The 14,441-nt window shown below is 68.4% G+C and carries 14 protein-coding genes and 3 tRNA genes; 7 read left to right on the top strand and 10 right to left on the bottom strand.

Annotated elements, in window-relative coordinates:
- The first annotated feature begins 209 nt into the window (after nucleotides 1-209).
- Nucleotides 210-929, top strand: a complete 720-nt coding sequence (locus U742_RS0120035; RefSeq protein WP_029356302.1) for a response regulator — start codon at nucleotides 210-212, stop codon at nucleotides 927-929.
- Entirely contained in the window at nucleotides 926-2,443 is a 1,518-nt protein-coding gene (locus tag U742_RS0120030) for a sensor histidine kinase (protein WP_029356300.1), read from the top strand. Before U742_RS0120035 ends, U742_RS0120030 begins: the two co-directional genes overlap by 4 nt.
- On the opposite strand, the gene soxA is transcribed toward U742_RS0120030, so the two are convergent.
- The 8 genes from soxA to U742_RS0119990 are packed head-to-tail and all read right to left on the bottom strand — an operon-like array spanning nucleotide 2,440 to nucleotide 8,704.
- Complete coding sequence (soxA, locus tag U742_RS0120025; RefSeq protein ID WP_029356297.1) at nucleotides 2,440-3,213, bottom strand: sulfur oxidation c-type cytochrome SoxA; 774 nt, start codon at nucleotides 3,211-3,213, stop codon at nucleotides 2,440-2,442. The genes U742_RS0120030 and soxA overlap by 4 nt on opposite strands.
- The gene (gene soxZ / locus U742_RS0120020) at nucleotides 3,213-3,533 is read right to left on the bottom strand and encodes a thiosulfate oxidation carrier complex protein SoxZ (RefSeq protein ID WP_029356295.1); all 321 of its coding nucleotides are present in this window, start codon (nucleotides 3,531-3,533) and stop codon (nucleotides 3,213-3,215) included. The genes soxA and soxZ overlap by 1 nt, the downstream gene beginning before the upstream one ends.
- Nucleotides 3,530-3,979, bottom strand: coding sequence for a SoxY-related AACIE arm protein (locus U742_RS0120015; protein WP_038362251.1), 450 nt, complete (start codon nucleotides 3,977-3,979; stop codon nucleotides 3,530-3,532). Before U742_RS0120015 ends, soxZ begins: the two co-directional genes overlap by 4 nt.
- 20 nt (nucleotides 3,980-3,999) lie before the next feature.
- Entirely contained in the window at nucleotides 4,000-4,452 is a 453-nt protein-coding gene (soxX, locus tag U742_RS0120010) for a sulfur oxidation c-type cytochrome SoxX (RefSeq protein ID WP_029356292.1), read from the bottom strand.
- Between the two features lie 11 nt (nucleotides 4,453-4,463).
- Nucleotides 4,464-5,735, bottom strand: coding sequence for an NAD(P)/FAD-dependent oxidoreductase (locus tag U742_RS0120005; RefSeq protein WP_029356290.1), 1,272 nt, complete (start codon nucleotides 5,733-5,735; stop codon nucleotides 4,464-4,466).
- Nucleotides 5,710-6,051: a c-type cytochrome gene (locus U742_RS0120000; RefSeq protein ID WP_051661368.1), complete on the bottom strand. Its 342-nt coding sequence runs from the start codon at nucleotides 6,049-6,051 to the stop codon at nucleotides 5,710-5,712. Before U742_RS0120000 ends, U742_RS0120005 begins: the two co-directional genes overlap by 26 nt.
- Nucleotides 6,051-8,234, bottom strand: coding sequence for a xanthine dehydrogenase family protein molybdopterin-binding subunit (locus tag U742_RS0119995; RefSeq protein ID WP_029356286.1), 2,184 nt, complete (start codon nucleotides 8,232-8,234; stop codon nucleotides 6,051-6,053). Before U742_RS0119995 ends, U742_RS0120000 begins: the two co-directional genes overlap by 1 nt.
- 11 nt (nucleotides 8,235-8,245) lie before the next feature.
- Nucleotides 8,246-8,704: a (2Fe-2S)-binding protein gene (locus U742_RS0119990; RefSeq protein ID WP_029356284.1), complete on the bottom strand. Its 459-nt coding sequence runs from the start codon at nucleotides 8,702-8,704 to the stop codon at nucleotides 8,246-8,248.
- Between the two features lie 451 nt (nucleotides 8,705-9,155).
- Here U742_RS0119990 and U742_RS0119985 point away from each other — a divergent pair.
- Both U742_RS0119985 and U742_RS0119980 read left to right on the top strand, forming a co-directional pair.
- Nucleotides 9,156-9,230: transfer RNA gene (locus U742_RS0119985), tRNA-Thr, on the top strand.
- Nucleotides 9,231-9,318: 88 nt separating this feature from the next.
- On the top strand, nucleotides 9,319-9,660 hold the full coding sequence (locus U742_RS0119980; protein WP_029356282.1) for a RidA family protein: 342 nt from the start codon (nucleotides 9,319-9,321) through the stop codon (nucleotides 9,658-9,660).
- Between the two features lie 180 nt (nucleotides 9,661-9,840).
- Here the strand turns inward: U742_RS0119980 and U742_RS0119975 are convergent, their stop codons facing one another.
- Together U742_RS0119975 and U742_RS0119970 are read right to left on the bottom strand one after the other, a co-directional pair.
- On the bottom strand, nucleotides 9,841-11,508 hold the full coding sequence (locus U742_RS0119975; RefSeq protein ID WP_029356281.1) for an MFS transporter: 1,668 nt from the start codon (nucleotides 11,506-11,508) through the stop codon (nucleotides 9,841-9,843).
- A 297-nt stretch (nucleotides 11,509-11,805) separates the two neighbouring features.
- On the bottom strand, nucleotides 11,806-12,654 hold the full coding sequence (locus U742_RS0119970) for a TrmH family RNA methyltransferase (RefSeq protein ID WP_081853115.1): 849 nt from the start codon (nucleotides 12,652-12,654) through the stop codon (nucleotides 11,806-11,808).
- Nucleotides 12,655-12,892: 238 nt separating this feature from the next.
- On the opposite strand from U742_RS0119970, the gene U742_RS0119965 reads away from it, so the two are divergent.
- The 3 genes from U742_RS0119965 (at nucleotide 12,893) to tuf (ending at nucleotide 14,441) form a co-directional block, all read left to right on the top strand.
- A tRNA-Tyr gene (locus tag U742_RS0119965) sits at nucleotides 12,893-12,977 on the top strand.
- Between the two features lie 29 nt (nucleotides 12,978-13,006).
- Nucleotides 13,007-13,080: transfer RNA gene (locus U742_RS0119960), tRNA-Gly, on the top strand.
- A 170-nt stretch (nucleotides 13,081-13,250) separates the two neighbouring features.
- Nucleotides 13,251-14,441: an elongation factor Tu gene (gene tuf / locus U742_RS0119955; protein ID WP_029356276.1), complete on the top strand. Its 1,191-nt coding sequence runs from the start codon at nucleotides 13,251-13,253 to the stop codon at nucleotides 14,439-14,441.

Here is a 14,441-nt window from a genome sequence, read left to right as displayed (position 1 = left end):
ATGCTTCAGCGATGTCATCCACTCGAAAGCGCCGTGGTCCCGTGCTTTCGAATGCTGACGTTCTAGGGCTCGTCTGTCGCAGATATTTCGCAGGGAAGGGGCCGGACTGTCGTCGGCTGTCGCGCCTCGCGGACTTCACAAGCTTTGATACACTTTTTCCGCAGCGGCGGATGTCGGCCAGCGGTATGTAGAGGGCGCGGAGAAGCCGAATGGATGCAACGCCTCACATTGCCATCGTCGATGACCATCGCGACATCCGCGATCTGGTCGGCAAATACCTTGCCAAGCACGGCTATCGGACGAGCCTTGCCGAGAGCGCGGCCGCCTTCCGGCGGCTGGCGGAGCGCAATGCTATCGATCTGGTGGTGCTCGACGTCATGATGCCGGGCGAGGACGGGCTTTCGCTCTGCCGTTCGCTGCGCGAGACCACCAACCTGCCGGTGATCATGCTCACCGCCATGGCGGAGGAGACCGACCGCATCGTCGGGCTGGAGCTCGGCGCCGACGACTATCTCGCCAAGCCGTTCAACCCGCGGGAGCTGCTGGCGCGCGTGAAGGCGGTGCTGCGGCGGGTGCAGAGCCTGCCGCCGCAGCGCGGTCAGCTCAAGGCCAGGGAAATGCGCTTCGACCGCTGGGTGCTCAATGTCGGTCGGCGCGAGCTTGTCGGCGAGGATGGCCTCGTCGTGCCGCTGAGCACGGCCGAGTTCCGGCTGCTCAGCGTGTTCCTCGACCATGCGGGGCTGGTGCTCAGCCGCGACCAACTGCTCGACCTCACCGTCGGGCGCAGCGCCGAGCCCTTCGACCGCGCCATCGACAACCAGGTCAGCCGGCTGCGCAAGAAGATCGAGGCGGATCCGAAGTCGCCGACGCTCATCAAGACGCATTGGGGCGGCGGCTACAGCTTCTCGCCCGAGGTGGCCCCGCAATGATCGGCCTGTGGAACCGCAGCCTCACCGCGCGTTTCGTCACCATTATGCTGCTCGCCCTGGCGCTGTCGCAGGGCATCAGCTTCCTGCTGTTCATGGATGAGCGCGGGCAGGCGCTCTACAAGGCTGCGAAGACGGAGTTCCTGAGCCGCAGCGCGTCGGTGGCGCAGGTGCTGGAAGCGACGCCGCCGGAGCTGCAGGCCGACATATTGCGGGCGAGCAATACGAGCTATACGCGGTTCTGGGTATCGCGCGACTTCCCTGCGGACGCCGACAATTGGCGGGGAACCGCGCGCGAACATCTCGCCGAGCCGCTGCCGAGCGTCGCCAGCCTCGCCGGCACGCGGAGCGCCACCGCGCTCGACCCTCCGACGCCGGTTCCGGCATCCATGGTGGCGGCGCCGCTTGATCCGGCACGCGCTTCCTGGGGCGAAATGCCGGCCTATGCCTGGCCGCTGTCGCGACCGGCGAAGTTTCTCTATCTCGGCGAGAACAACGGCATGGGCCTCGCCGTGCAGCTAAAGGACGGCTCCTGGCTGAACACCGCCTTCGCCAAGAAGATGACCAACGGCCTGTGGACCACCCAGTCCATCATCTCGCTGGCGGTGACGGCGGTGATCCTTTCCATCTGCGCGACCTTCATCGCGCGCGGCATGACGCGGCCGATGCGGCGACTCGCCGTCGCGGCCGAGGCGCTGGGGCGCGGGGAGACCGTCGAGCCGCTGCCCGAAACGGGCCCGGACGACATCCGCCAGACGGCGGTCGCCTACAATCTCATGCAGGCGCGACTGCAGCGCTTCGTCGAGGACCGGACCCGCATGCTGGCGGCGATCGGCCACGACCTGCGCACGCCGATCACGTCGCTCAGGCTGCGCGCCGAGTTCGTCTCCGACGACGAGACGCGCGAGAAGATGCTCTCGACCCTCGACGAGCTACGCGCCATGACCGAGGCGACGCTCGCCTTCTCCCGCGAGCAGGCCGCCGAGGAGCCGACGCGCAATGTCGATCTCACCGCGCTGGTCGAAAGCCTGTGCGACGACCTCGTCGAGATCGGCCATGATGTCGTCGTCGCCGACGCGCCGAAGATCGGCTATCGCTGCCGGGCCGACGCCCTGAAGCGGGCGGTCCGCAACCTCGTCGAGAACGCCGTGCGTTATGGCGGGCGGGCGCGCGTCTCGGTGCTGAGCAGCGCTTCCGCCATCGAGATCGCCATCGAGGATGACGGGCCGGGCATTCCGGCCGACAGGCTGGAACGCGTCTTCGCGCCGTTCTTCCGGCTAGAGGATTCGCGCAGCCGCGAGACCGGCGGCATCGGGCTCGGCCTGTCCATCGCCCGCAACATCGCGCGGCACCATGGCGGCGACATCACGCTGACCAATACCGGCGCCGGGCTTCGGGCGACCATCTCGCTGCCGCATGCCCCGCCGGCGGCCGAGACGCAGCGGCCGGTCAAGCCGTCTCGGAAACCCGGCCTGCCTATCGCCGCCGGTGCCCGGCTGCGGCCATCCGACGGTTAGGGCCTGACGCCCGGCGTCTCCATCGCCATGCCGGCGGCACGGGACATCAGATAGGCCTCCAGCGCGACATAGGCGTCGGAGCCATAGGCGAAGGGCTCGGCGCGGACGCCGACCATGCAGCCGCGCATGCGCCGCTGCAGCGAGCCGACCGCCTGCCATTCGAGCCGGTAGATCGGGTAGCCCGTCGGGTGCGCCTGCGTGACCGCGCTGCCGCCGAGCCGGCCCTGCCAGTTGTCGTCGTGGCAGGAGGCGCAGGCGAGGTCGAGCTGGCCCATGCGGGTCTCGAACAGCCGGCGTCCCTCGGCGCGGGCCGGCGCGAGGCGCTCATCCGCGGGCGGAGCCACGGGGAGGCCGCGCGACTGGTGGGCGACATAGGTGGTGAGCGCGACGAGCTCGTCGCCCTCCCGTGCCGGGATTTCGGCGCCCTGGCGCTCGGTGCGGCAGCGGGCGATGCGGCCGGCGAGGTCGATCGGCTTGCCTGAGGCATCGTCGAAGGCCGGGTAGCGCGCCGCGACGCCCTTCATGCTCTCGGTTGCCTCACCGTGGCAGGAGGCGCAGGAGAGATTTTTCGACCCCGCCGGATCGCTCCAGAGCTGCTCGCCCTGCAGCACCCAGAGCATTCCGGGATTGGAATTGTCGTCGGCCTGCATGGCCCGCGTTTCGGCCGACATGAAATCCCGGCCGGAACGCCGCTCGCTCGGGCCGATCTCGCCCGCCGCCACGCCGCCGGCGAGCAGCGCGAGGCCGAGCGCGGGCCAGCGCGCGCGCATCAGCTCACCGCGATCTCGGCGGTGGCGGTCTCGACCTTGCCGGCATCGTCGGTCCAGCGGAAGGTGAGCGTGCCGCTCGCCGTCGCCACCGTCGAGAAGGAGATGAAGGGGTTCGCCGACATGGCGGGGAAGAACTCGGCAGCGAAGACGATCTCGCCGTCATAGAGGCATTCGAAGCGGGTGATGATGTCGCGCGGGATGGGCACGCCGTTCGGACCCATGCGATAGCCGGTCTCCATCGGGTGGGCGATCATCGCGCGGACATCGATGACGTCGCCGCGCTTCGCGGTCTTGGGGACGTTCACCAGCGCGCGGGTCATGACAGGTCCTCGATGCAGGCGGCCAGCGTGACGATGACGCTGGCCGAGCTCGACCAGTAGCTGCCGTCGCTCATCTCGGCGACCGCCACCACGGTCTGCGAGGTGGCGAGCCTTATGCGCGTGGCGATGCGGGCGCGCCCAGTGCGCGGGCCGAGCGTGAAGATGGCGATGTCGGGTTGCGGGTTCTTCTCGTTGAACAGGGCGATGCGGCGCACATGGTCGGCCGCTGTCATCGGGCTTTCAACGGCGAGATTGACGCCGACCGCGTTGCCGTTCTCGACCAGCGGCGGGATGGTGAGCGTGACGCGCCCTGTCTGCACCGGCGCGCCGCCGGTGAAGCCGGCGACCGCCTCGGCGAGCGAGGGGCGGGCGAGGGCGGATCCGGGCAGGGCGCACACCAGCAGCGAGGCGCCGCCCGCCGTGAGCAGCTCCCGCCTGTCGATCATGCCGTGACAGTCTCCTGCCATCACTCGTCCTTCAGCGTCACGAGATAGGCCACGATGTCCTCGATCTCGCCGGGCTCGAGGATCGGGCGGCCCCGCCATGTGGCGGCGACCCGCTCGCCGGCCGGCAGGCCATAATAGGCCGGCATGATGCTCGCCGGATTCAGCCTTTTCATGTCGACGACGCGCAGCCTGATCTGGCCCTCGGAAAGCCGGACGCCGACGCCCTTCAGGTCCGGCGCGAGGTTCCCCTGAAGATGCGGGTCGGGGAAGGGGCCGGAATGGCAAAGCACGCACAGGCTCTTCTGCCGCTCGGCGACCAGCTTCGCGCCACGGTCCGCATCGCCACGCGTGCCGCCGAGCGGGCCGGTGATGGCATCGCCCGCCACCTCATAGGCAATGAGGGTCGGCACGTCGGTCGCACCCACCGGCTGCGCGCCGGCCGGCGCCGTCAGTGCGAGCAGGGCGGCACCCATGCCGGCCATCCTCAACCGAACGCCTCCGTGGTGATGGTCTCGAACCATGCCTCGCCGAAGGCCGCCTCTTCGGCGCGCACGCTCGCCGGCGCGTCGAGCGGCGAGGTTCCGCCAGCGCCCTCCACATCCGCGAGCAGGCCGTTCTTCGGGCTGTAGACCCCGGCGATGGAGATGCCATAGCCGGGCGCGACGAGGCTGTAGCAGACATTGACCAGCTTCGGCTCGCCCGGCGCACGCCCGCGCAGCAGGGCGGCGAGCGCGGTGGCGCAGGCCTTGGCGTGCGCATTGGCGGTAAAGGCGGATTTCGGCATGGCGCCGCCGATCGCCGCGTCGCCGACGACGTGGATGCCCGGCACCAGCTTCGATTCGAAGGTCACCGGATCGATCGGGCACCAGCCGGTGGCGTCGGCCACGCCGATGCGCGCGGCGATGACGCCGGCGCGCTGCGGCGGGATAACATTGGCGACCGCCGCCTCATGACTGCCGAGCTCGGTTACCAGCGTGCGTGTCTTCGGATCGACCTCGATGACCTTGCCGCCGAAGGAGAGCGATACCCATTCGATCAGCCCCGGATAGAGCGCCTTCCATGCCGCCTCGAACAGGCGCTGCTTGGAGAAGCTGTCCTTGGCGTCGAGGATGATGAGCTTGGAGCGGGGCTTGTGCGTCTTGAGATAGTGGGCGATCAGGCTCGCCCGCTCATAGGGGCCCGGAGGGCAGCGGAACGGGCTTGCGGGTGCGGATATGACGACGAGGCCGCCATCCTCCATGGCCTCGAGCTGGCGGCGCAGCAGCAGCGTCTGCTCGCCGGCCTGCCAGGCATGCGGCATCAGCTCCGCCGCCGCGGCATCGTAGCCTGGCAGCGCATCGAAGTTCAGCGCAATGCCGGGGGCGACCACCAGCCGGTCATAGTCGAGCGTTCCGCCGTCGGCGAGGCGCACCTGCCGGCGGGCGGCATCGACGTCGACGGCGGCCTGCGGCACGACGGTGATGCCGTTGCCGGGAAGGCGCTCATAGCCGAAGCGCTGCGCCTCGATGTCCCGGAGCCCGGCGATGACGTAATTGCTCAGCGGGCAGGCGATATAGCTTGCCTTGGGCTCGACCAGCGTCACCGCGATGCCGGCGTCCTCGCGGCGCAGCGCCTGGGCGAGGCTGGCGCCGGCGAAGCCGCCGCCGATGACGACGACGCGCGGCGGCGCCTGCGCGCGCAGCGCCGGGGCGCCGAGCATGGCGGTGGCGGCGAGGCCGCCGACCACGCTCCTACGGCTGGGCAGCAGCGGGCGCATTTGCGGGGGCCGTGGAGGGCTTGGCGCCGGGCGCGGCGTTGGCGGCAAACCATTCCGCCAGCGCGCGGATTTCATCCTCCGAGAAACCCTTGGCGATGCGCGTCATGACGGTCGAGGGGCGCTCGCCGGTCTTGAACGCCGTCATCTGCTCGGCGATCTCGGCGGCCGGACGCCCGTTGAGCGTGGGCACGGGTCCGCGCGAGGCGGTGCGCGGGTGGCAGCCGGTGCAGGAGGTGGCGCCGCGCGGAGGCGCGGCGTCCGCCGGCGCGGTGGCGAGCCACAGCGCCGGCACGAGGAACACGAGGGCAAGGCGCATCAGGACAGCTCGTGGTTCTTGAGCGGCAGCGTACGATAGCGCTTTCCGGTCGCCGCGAAGATGGCATTCAGCACCGCCGGCGCCGCCACCGCGATGGTCGGCTCGCCGACGCCGCCCCAGAAGCCGCCGGACGGGATGATGACGGTCTCGACCGCCGGCATCTCGTCCATGCGCAGCACCTCGTAGGTATCGAAGTTCTCCTGCTCCATGCGCCCGCCCTTCACCGTGCATTCGCCATGGAGGCAGGCGGAGAGGCCGTAGACGAAGGAGCCTTCGACCTGCCGCTCGATCTGCGCCGGATTGACCGCGTGGCCGGGGTCGGTGGCGGCGACGATGCGATGGATCTTCAGCCGTCCGTCCGTCACCGACACCTCGGCGGCGGCGGCGACATAGCTGCCGAAGCCCATGATCTGGGCGAGACCGCGCCCGCGCCCCTGCGGCACCGGCGTCTCCCAGCCGAGGCCCTTGGCGGCGGCTTCCAGCACGGCGAGGTGCTTGGGATGGTTCGCCATCAGCTTGCGGCGGAACTCCAGCGGATCGACGCCGGCGGCGGCCGCCAGCTCGTCCATGAAGCTCTCCACATAGATGGCGTTCTGGTTGAGGTTCACGCCGCGCCAGAAGCCCGGCGGGATCGGCGGGTTGCGCATGGCGTGATCGATCAGCAGGTTCGGCACGGTGTAGCCAAGATGGCCTTCCGGCGCCTTCTCGGTGAGGCCCTGGAAGACAACCGGGTCCATGCCGCCTTGCATGCCTTCCGGGCGCACCGCCGCGAGGATCGACTGTCCCGAGATGCGCATGTGAAGCGCCGTGAGGTTGCCCTGCGCGTCCAGCGTGCCGGTGAGCTTGGCCTGCGTGGTGGGGTGATAGGCGCCGTGGAGCATGTCCTCCTCGCGCGTCCACAGCAGCTTCACCGGCGTGCCGGGTATCTGCCTCGCGATGCTCACCGCTTGGCGGACATAGTCCTGGAAGTTGCCGCGCCGGCCGAAGCCGCCACCGAGATGGATTTTGTAGACCTCACACTTGGCGACCGGCAGGCCGGCCGCTTCCGCCGCGACGGCGAGGCTGGATTCGCCGTTCTGCGTCGGCACCCACACCTCGCACTTCTCGGGTGTCCAGAGCGCGGTGGCGTTCATCGGCTCCATGGTGGCGTGGTTCTGGTAGGGGTAGGCATAGGTCGCGGTGACGATCTTGCCGCCGGTCGGCGCGCCCTTGGCGAGCTCGACGCGGGCATCGCCCCGGCTCTGGCCGACGAAGGCCTCCCGGGCGTCGAGCCCCTCGCGCAGCATGTCGGCGATGGCGGCGCTGGAGAGGTCCTTGTTCGGTCCCTCGTCCCAGGTCACGGGAAGGGCGTCGAGCGCCGTCTTGGCGTGCCACCAGGTGTCGGCGATTACGGCGACCGCGGTGTCGTCGACCTTCACCACCTTCTTCACGCCCGGCATCTTCTCGACCGCCGCGGCGTCGAAGCTCGCGAGCTTGCCGCCGAACACCGGGCAGGCCTTCACCGCCGCGTTCAGCATGCCGGGCAGCTTCAGGTCGGCGCCGTAGACCTGCTTGCCGGTCAGCTTGTCGACCGTGTCGAGGCGCGGCAGCGGTTTGCCGGCGATCTTCCAGTCCTTCGGGTCCTTGAGCGTCACCTCGGCGGGCGGGGTGAGGCGGCCGGCGGCGTCCGCCACCTTGCCGAAGGTGACGGTGCGCCCGCTCGGCCCATGGGTGATGACGCTGCTGGCGGCGGTGCATTCGCCCGCCGGCACGTTCCACTGCTGGGCGGCGGCGGCGATCAGCATCTGCCGCGCGGCGGCGCCGCCCTTGCGGACATAGTCGTGCGAGTCGCGGATGCCGCGGCTGCCGCCGGTCGAATAGCTGCCCCAGACACGGTTACGGGCGAGATTCCGGCCCGGCGGCGGATATTCCGTCGTGACCTTCGACCAGTCGCACTCCAACTCCTCGGCGACCAACTGGGCGAGGCCGGTCAGCGTGCCCTGGCCCATCTCCGAGCGGACGATGCGGATGACCACGGTGTCGTCCGGCTTCACCACCACCCAGGCATTGATCTCGGGCGAGGCGGCTTCCTGCGCCGTCGCTGTCGCGCCGAAGGGGATGTGGAAGCCGAGGGAGAGGCCACCCAGCGCGGCGGCCGATCCGGCGAGGAAGTTACGGCGGGAAACGCTCTGCGCGATCGTCATGCTCGCCTCCCTCAGCCGGCCTTGTCGGCGGCAGCCATGTGGATGGCGGCGCGCACGCGGTTATAGGTGCCACAACGGCAGATATTGGTGATCTCGGCGCTGATGTCCTCGTCGGTCGGCTTCGGGTTCGCCTCCAGAAGTCCGGCCGCGGCCATGATCATGCCGGACTGGCAGTAGCCGCATTGCGGCACGTCGAGCGCCAGCCACGCCTTCTGCACGGGGTGCGAGCCGTCCGGGGAGAGGCCCTCGATGGTGACGATCTTCTGGCCTTCCTCGACGCTGGCGAGCGGGGTGACGCAGGAACGCGTCGGCACGCCGTCGATATGCACCGTGCAGGCGCCGCACTGGGCGATGCCGCAGCCGAACTTGGTGCCGGTGAGGCCGACCTGCTCGCGGATCACCCACAGCAGCGGCGTGTCGGGATCGGCGTCGATGTCGTGGGTCTGGCCGTTGATCGTCAGTCGGGTCATGGCGGTGCCTCGCTGCGCGCTGGGGGTCATGCCTGCTTCGAACCGGACGCTAGGCGGGCGCTGTCGCAGAAGCTTGTCGATCCGATCGAGGATTGTCGCAGAGACTTCGCGATCCACGCCCTTGGCAAGAATTGATACAATTCGATGGTGGGCGGCACACCTCTTCCCTTGCGGAATGCCGGGAAGTTGATGGCGCGCCATGGCCGCCGCGCCGGCCCTGCGATGCCTCGCAGGGCGCGCATATTCACGCCCCCTCGCGTGCGGGGAGATCGTGCGGGTTGCGGGCGCGCGGCAGCGCTGCTACCTCCAGCGCAGGCCGGGTTAGCACAGCGGTAGTGCAGCGGTTTTGTAATCGGAGGGCCTTGAGGCCGAAAGGCGAATCGGATCATGCGCTTAGGGCGCGCGCGGTCCGCTTAAGTACCGAATAGGCACCGGGTACCGGTGTCTGAGGGCCGGATTAGCTCAGCGGTAGAGCAGCGGTTTTGTAAACCGAAGGTCGGGGGTTCAATCCCCTCATCCGGCACCATTCTTTTCGCCCTTGACCGGCCGGGGGCCGGCGCCTTATCCGCCCTTCCGAGCGCCGCGCCGTCGCGCTGCGCCGCAAGGAGACGATCATGAGCATCCAGAGGATCGAAACCGGCCCGCGCATGAGCAAGGCGGTGGTGCACGGTTCGACCGTCTATCTCGCCGGTCAGGTAGGGACCGGCGCGACCGTTGCCGAGCAGACCCAGGACGTGCTGGCCCAGGTCGACAAGTGGCTGGCGGCTGCCGGCACCGACAAGACCAAGCTTCTCGCCGCCACCATCTATCTGTCGGACATGTCGACCTTCGCCGAGATGAACAAGGTGTGGGATGCGTGGGTCGCGCCGGGACAGACGCCGGCCCGCGCCACGGTCGAGGCGAAGCTGGCGACGCCGGACTACAAGGTCGAGATCGTGGTCATCGCGGCGCTCTGAACGGTCTGCCGCAAAAGCGACGGCCCCGCGCGAGGCGGGGCCGTTTTCTTTTCTGAAGATGTGATCGGCTGGAGCATATTCTGCGAAAGTTGAGAGACTTTCGCGATCAGAACATGCTCCAGCTTCTTGAACGAGAGCACTTTCTTGTCGATCAGGCATTCCGCCTGATCGGAAAGGGCTCTAGTGCCAGTCTTCCAGGTTCCGGTCCTTGGTCTCCGGCAGGAAGATGAGGCCGACCACCACCGTCATCAGCGCGATGACGATCGGGTACCACAGGCCGGAGAAGATGTTGCCCGAGGCCGCCACGATAGCGAAGGCGGTGGGCGGCAGGAAGCCGCCGAACCAGCCATTGCCGATGTGGTAGGGCAGCGACATGCCGGTGTAGCGGATGCGGGTCGGGAAGAGTTCGACCAGCAGCGCCGCGATCGGGCCGTACACCATCGTCACGTAGAGGACGAGGATGAACAAGAGGCCGATCAGGGTCAGCGTCCGGCTGTCCGACAGCACGCCGGCGATGGAGGGCTGCTTGACGATGCTCGGATCGCCCACCTTCGGATAGCCGGCGGCCTGCGCCGCGGCCACCACGGCGGCGCCGGTGTTGTCGGCGGTCGGCACGTCGGTGCCGTTCACCGCGACGGTGACGGGGGAGCCGGCCGGGCCTGGCAGTAGCTGGTAGTGCATCGAGTTGGTCGCCAGCGTGCGGCGGATCACGTCACAGGGCCGGGTGAAGACGCGCACGCCGACCGGGTCGAACAGCGTGCCGCAGCTCGCCGGATCGGCGGTGATGTCGATCTTCACCTCCGTGGTGGCGGCGATCAGCTTCGGATTCGCGGTGCGGGCGATCAGCTCGAACAGCGGGAAGTAGGTGAGCGCCGCGATCAGGCAGCCGGCGAGCAGGATCGGCTTGCGGCCGATCTTGTCCGACAGCCAGCCGAAGAAGATGAAGAAGGGCGTGCCGAGCAGCAGGCCGGCGGCGATCAGCAGGTTCGCCGTCGTGCCGTCCACCTTCAGCGTCTGGGTGAGGAAGAACAGCGCGTAGAACTGGCCGCAATACCAGACGACGGCCTGGCCGGCGGTGCCGCCGAGCAGGGCGATGAGCGCGATCTTGGCGTTGGACCAGGTGCCGAAGGCTTCGGTGAGCGGCGCCTTCGAGCGGCGGCCCTCGTCCTTCATCTTCTGGAAGGCCGGCGATTCGGCGAGCTGCAGGCGGATCCAGATCGAGAAGCCGAGCAGGATGATCGACAGCAGGAACGGAATGCGCCAGCCCCAGGCGTTGAAGTCCTCGGGCGTCATCGACAGGCGGAGCGTCAGGATGACGAGCAGTGACAGGAACAGGCCGACGGTCGCCGTGGTCTGGATCCACGAGGTATAAAAGCCGCGCCGCCCGTGCGGGGCATGTTCGGCGACATAGGTCGCGGCGCCGCCATATTCGCCGCCGAGCGCGAGGCCCTGCAGCAGTCGGCAGACGATGAAGATCACCGGTGCCGCGTAGCCGATGGTGACGTAGCCGGGCAGCAGGCCGACCACGAAGGTGGCGATGCCCATCAGCGTCATGGTGACAAGGAAGGTGTATTTGCGGCCGATGAGGTCGCCGAGCCGGCCGAACACCAGCGCGCCGAAGGGACGGACCGCGAAGCCGGCGGCGAAGCCGAACAGCACGAAGATGAACTTCGCGGTGTCGTTGGTGCCGGGAACGAAGGTGGCGGCGATGTTCGCGGCGAGCGAACCGGCCAGATAGAAATCGTACCATTCGAAGACGGTGCCGGCGGAGGAGGCGATAATGACCTTCCTCTCCTCCGGCGTCATCGGGCCGGTCTTGGCTACCGGCCCTGCGGTGGTCACGCTCATTTCGTTTCCCTTCCCCTGTGCGTTTTCATGCGTCGGCGCGCGCGTCCTGCAAGACGCACGGCATCGTCGGCACAACGGTGCCGTCACGAATTATGTCGAGTTGCGGGATTCCCCTAGGGAACGCCCTTCACCCTGGCCCGTATTTCCTCCCGGATACGACCCGCCATCTTGAGGCAGCAGTGTCGAAAGCCGGATTTCACGGCGCACGACTTCATCGAGAGCGCGCCGAATATCGGGAGATTGGCGAAATCACGGCGCGTTGACGATTGGTAATTGGTCGTAAGCGCTATGACGGGTTCATGAAGACGTTGGAGTTCCCGCATGCCCGATCGCACGACGCGCGATATGCAGGGCGAGGACGGCGGCGTTGGATACGTTGAGGCTGACGATCCGGCCGGGCAGGTCAATGCGCGCGAGCGTGTCGCAGGTCTGCCGGGTGAGCTGGCGCAGGCCCTTGCCCTCGGCTCCCAGCACAAGAGCGAGCGGCGCCTGCAGCGGCGTGTCGACGAGGTCGGCCGGTCCCTCGCTGTCGAGGCCGACCACCTGCACGCCGGACGCCTTCAGCTCGTCGAGCGCGCGGGCGAGATTCGGCACGAAGCAGAACGGCACGTGCTCGAGCCCGCCGCTGGCCGCCTTGGCGAGCACGCCGGTCGCCGCGGGGCTGTGGCGCGCGGTGGTGACGATGGCGCCGACCGCGAGCGCGGCGGCCGAGCGCACGATGGCGCCGACATTGTGCGGGTCGGTGATCTGGTCGAGCACCAGGATGAGGTCGGACCGGGCCGCCTGCTTCAGGCTCGGCGAGGGCAGGGGATCGGCTTCGGCGAGCATGCCCTGGTGCACGGCGTCGGGCTCCAGCAGCCGGTCGATCTCGCCCGGCCGGACGACCTCGACCGGGCAGGTGGGCGTGATTCCCTCTTCGGCGAGCCGCTTTGCCGCATTCTCCGTCACCATGAGCCGGCGCACCCGCCGGCGCGGATTGCGCAGCGCCTCGGCGACGCTGTGCCAGCCGTAGAGGATGGCGACGTCGTCCGGCCACGCGCCGAACGGCCGTCCGGCCGGTCGTTCGCCGCGCGAGGGGGCATGGCCTCGCGCCGGCCGGCGCGACGGAGTGCGGTTTTTGGGGGCGCGGGGCGGACGCTCGTTCATCCGCCGGTTCTTGTCATGCCGGGAGCCGGTTGGCAATTTCCCGGCAGCGGAGTGCGACAAGCTTGCCTGCCTGCCGGCACCCCGCCGGTGGAGGAGGCCGCGGGCGGGGTTGACAGGGCAGGGGCACCCCACCATAAAGCCGGCCGCACGGGATTCCCAAGGCTTCGGCGCAGGGTGCTCCGTGTGGTCGAAAGGCCGGTGTCGATTGATTGCGTAACCGGGCGCGACCGACGTGCGAGGGGGAGTGTCCCGAGCGGCAAAGGGGGCGGACTGTAAATCCGCTGGCTATGCCTTCGTAGGTTCGAGTCCTACCTCCCCCACCACGTCGCCTATCCGCCGAGCTCCGGGCTTCGCGGGTGTAGCTCAATGGTAGAGCAACAGCCTTCCAAGCTGATGACGAGGGTTCGATTCCCTTCACCCGCTCCAATTCTTTCCCGCCTGATCCGACATCTTGCCGAAACTGCGCCGCGCGCCATATCTGCGCCGATGCGGGCGCGGGATCTGTTCCGTGACATGGGTGCTTGCGGAATTGACTGAAACCGCATATCCCACGCCCGATTTTTCGCGGCGCGGTCTGCCGCTGAGGGAAGCGAGTTATGGCCAAAGAGAAGTTTAACCGTTCGAAGCCGCACTGCAACATTGGGACGATTGGGCATGTTGACCATGGCAAGACGTCCCTGACGGCGGCGATCACGAAGGTATTGGCGGAGTCGGGCGGGGCGACGTTCACCGCGTATGACCAGATCGACAAGGCGCCGGAAGAGAAGGCGCGTGGGATCACGATCTCGACGGCGCATGTGGAGTACGAGACGACGAACCGTCACTACGCGCATGTCGACTGCCCCGGCCACGCGGACTATGTGAAGAACATGATCACCGGTGCGGCGCAGATGGACGGCGCGATCCTGGTGGTTTCGGCGGCGGACGGCCCGATGCCGCAGACCCGCGAGCACATCCTTCTGGCGCGCCAGGTCGGCGTTCCGGCGCTGGTGGTGTTCCTGAACAAGTGCGACATGGTGGACGATCCGGAGCTTCTGGAGCTGGTCGAGCTCGAGGTCCGCGAGCTTCTGTCGAAGTACGACTTCCCGGGCGACGACATCCCGATCATCCGCGGCTCGGCGCTGGTTGCGCTGGAGAACGGGGATCCGGAGCTGGGCAAGAACGCGGTGCTGAAGCTGATGGAGGCGGTTGACGCCTACATCCCGCAGCCGGAGCGCCCGATCGACCAGCCGTTCCTGATGCCGATCGAGGACGTGTTCTCGATCTCGGGCCGCGGCACGGTGGTGACGGGGCGCGTCGAGCGCGGCATCGTGAAGGTCGGCGAGGAAGTCGAGATCGTCGGCATCCGCCCGACGGTGAAGACCACGGTGACCGGCGTCGAGATGTTCCGCAAGCTTCTGGACCAGGGCCAGGCGGGTGACAACATCGGCGTGCTGCTGCGCGGCACCAAGCGCGAGGACGTGGAGCGCGGCCAGGTTGTGTGCAAGCCGGGTTCGGTGAAGCCGCACACCAAGTTCAAGGCCGAGGCGTACATCCTGACCAAGGAGGAGGGCGGCCGCCACACGCCGTTCTTCACCAACTACCGTCCGCAGTTCTACTTCCGCACGACCGACGTGACGGGCGTGGTGACGCTGCCGGAAGGCACGGAAATGGTGATGCCGGGCGACAACATCTCGGTTGACGTGCAGCTGATCGTGCCGATCGCGATGGAAGAGAAGCTGCGCTTCGCCATCCGCGAAGGCGGCCGCACCGTCGGCGCCGGCGTCGTCGCCGCCATCATCGAGTGA

The organism is Allobosea sp. 117, assembly GCF_000702305.1.
GTDB lineage: Bacteria > Pseudomonadota > Alphaproteobacteria > Rhizobiales > Xanthobacteraceae > Ancylobacter.
The sequence above is the reverse complement of the archived record's forward strand: the minus strand, read 5'-3'. Positions and strand labels throughout refer to the sequence as shown.